This window comes from Romboutsia sp. 13368 (genome assembly GCF_018336475.1).
Lineage (GTDB): Bacteria > Bacillota > Clostridia > Peptostreptococcales > Peptostreptococcaceae > Romboutsia.
In genome coordinates this window covers 2,105,645-2,107,723 of sequence record NZ_CP048741.1, presented here as the reverse complement: position 1 = coordinate 2,107,723, position 2,079 = coordinate 2,105,645, and the positions used below count along the sequence as shown (strand labels likewise).

Genomic DNA, 2,079 nt, shown 5'->3' with positions numbered 1-2,079 from the left:
AAAGAAGTAATATTGATGGTGGATTAGCTACAAATTAAAGTATATAAAAAGAAAGGAAATTTCCTTTCTTTTTTATTATTATAAATCAAATTTTATTTAAAGTTGTACCTAAAAAATATATTGGCTATAATAACAATATAAGTTTATTTAGATAAATCGGAGGATACAAATGAGTACATATAAAACGCTACATGAATTTGGAATGGATGAGATTATAATAGAAAAATCTACTTTTATCGGGTATGCGAAGCCTATAAAAACTGAAGAAGAGGCAGTTGAGTTTATAAATGAAATAAAGAAAAAGCATAAAGATGCAACTCATAATGTATGGGCATATACTGTTGGAAAAACTATGAATATACAAAGATATAGTGATGATGGAGAACCACAAGGAACAGCGGGAATACCTACTTTAGAGGTAATAAAAAAAGAAGATCTAAGAGATGTAGTAGTTGTTGTAACAAGATATTTTGGTGGTGTAAAGTTAGGTGCTGGAGGACTAGTTAGAGCATATACTAAAGGTGCTAAAGTAGGTATAGATTCAGCTAAAGTAATAGAAAAAGTAATGTACAAAGAAGTTAGAATAAAAATAGACTATAATCAACTTGGAAAAGTTCAAAATGAAATAATGAGTATGAACTATTTTGTTAAAGATACAGTATATGAAGATAATGTTGAGATAATAGTTTATTCTAGATTAGATGAGGTAGAAAAGCTTGTTGATAGAATGACTGATATAACTAGTGCAACAGCTATAATATCATTAGGGGATGATTTTTATTTATCTGAGCAAAATGGAAATATAATTTTATAAAAATAGGAATACAAATAAGATAGCTTTGAATACACGGATGTATAATAAAACAAAATTTTATACTAAATAAATTTAAAATGACCTAAAAATAGGTCANAACTTCCCAACAAAGTTCCTAATATTCGATCTTTAGAATATTGTATAGATTCTTTTATTGTATTTTTTATAGAAAAAATACAAACGGATACTGTATAGATTGGAGTTTGTACTAATCCTATGTATCCAGCTAAGGCAGCTAAAAATACAGCTATGCCAGTTTTTATATTTCTCATACCTATTTTTATCATAATTTTTTATTTTCCACACTTTTCTTTTTTATGGTCACATAGCCCCTTTTTAATTTCTAGACAACCAATTATTAATAAAAAAATTCCAAAAACTTTTCTTAATATTTCAGATGATAAATAATTTGCAACAAATGATCCAAATACTGCACCAAGTATACCAAATATAGCTATTGGAATGACTAAGGAAAATACTACATTTTTATTTCTTATATGTATTATTAAAGCAAATATAGTCATAGGTATAGAAGAAAGTAAGTTTACGCTTTGTGCAATTTTAGGGTCGATATGAGCAAAAAGTATTAAAGCTGGTATAAGTATAGTTCCACCACCCATACCCATTCCACCAATAATACCTGAAAAAAATCCTATTATAGTTAAAAACATTAAAACACCATCCTTAGAGATGCTAATATCATTATTGCACCAAATGAAATTCTAAGAAATTTACCAGTAACTTTTGATAAAAGCTTAGCACCTATAATACCACCAATTACACTTCCAAGAGCTACTTTTAGAGTTAATGAGATATCGTATGTTCCTTTTGATATGTAGATTACTGAACTTGCACTAGTTAAAAATATTATTATAGATAAAGCTGTTGCATGAGATTTATGTTCTTCTACTTTTACAATATTATTTAATATAGGTACAAGTAAAGTTCCACCACCAGAACCAAATATTCCATTAACAAAACCTGTGAAAATACCTATTAAAGAATTTTTAATATTAAAATTAAAGTGCTTTTTTTTCAATTTAATCACCTTCTTTTAATAGTGTTTACAGTAATTTGAAAATATATTTATAGAAGTTATTTTTATTAAAAATATATATAATAAAAAAGAAGGTTAACTYAAAATTTCCAATTAACCTTCTTTTTATTATGTACTTATAGTATTTAATTTAAGAGAATTTATCTACTACATGTTGATGCACATCTGTACATTACTATATGTAAATCATTATCTATTTTATTTACAA

General features: G+C 26.1%; 4 protein-coding genes. 1 reads left to right on the top strand and 3 read right to left on the bottom strand.

Annotation, left to right across the window (positions count from 1 at the left end):
* Positions 1-169 precede the first annotated feature (169 nt).
* Positions 170-814 (top strand): YigZ family protein, encoded by a 645-nt coding sequence (locus G3997_RS08770; RefSeq protein WP_296645402.1) that lies wholly within the window; start codon positions 170-172, stop codon positions 812-814.
* 62 nt (positions 815-876) lie between these two features.
* On the opposite strand, the gene G3997_RS08765 is transcribed toward G3997_RS08770, so the two are convergent.
* From G3997_RS08765 to G3997_RS08755, 3 genes are read right to left on the bottom strand one after another with little or no spacing between them, the layout of a single operon-like run.
* Positions 877-1,086 (bottom strand): aromatic acid exporter family protein, encoded by a 210-nt coding sequence (locus G3997_RS08765; protein WP_442971283.1) that lies wholly within the window; start codon positions 1,084-1,086, stop codon positions 877-879.
* A 21-nt stretch (positions 1,087-1,107) separates the two neighbouring features.
* Positions 1,108-1,485, bottom strand: coding sequence for a sulfite exporter TauE/SafE family protein (locus G3997_RS08760; protein ID WP_296645400.1), 378 nt, complete (start codon positions 1,483-1,485; stop codon positions 1,108-1,110).
* Positions 1,485-1,862: a sulfite exporter TauE/SafE family protein gene (locus G3997_RS08755; protein WP_334299831.1), complete on the bottom strand. Its 378-nt coding sequence runs from the start codon at positions 1,860-1,862 to the stop codon at positions 1,485-1,487. The genes G3997_RS08760 and G3997_RS08755 overlap by 1 nt, the downstream gene beginning before the upstream one ends.
* Positions 1,863-2,079: the final 217 nt, after the last annotated feature.

Bases quoted from the DNA above. Each gene is read 5' to 3' on its own strand.
- G3997_RS08760 (WP_296645400.1), bottom strand. From the start codon at position 1,485: ATGTTTTTAACTATAATAGGATTTTTTTCAGGTATTATTGGTGGAATG.
- G3997_RS08770 (WP_296645402.1), top strand. From the start codon at position 170: ATGAGTACATATAAAACGCTACATGAATTTGGAATGGATGAGATTATA.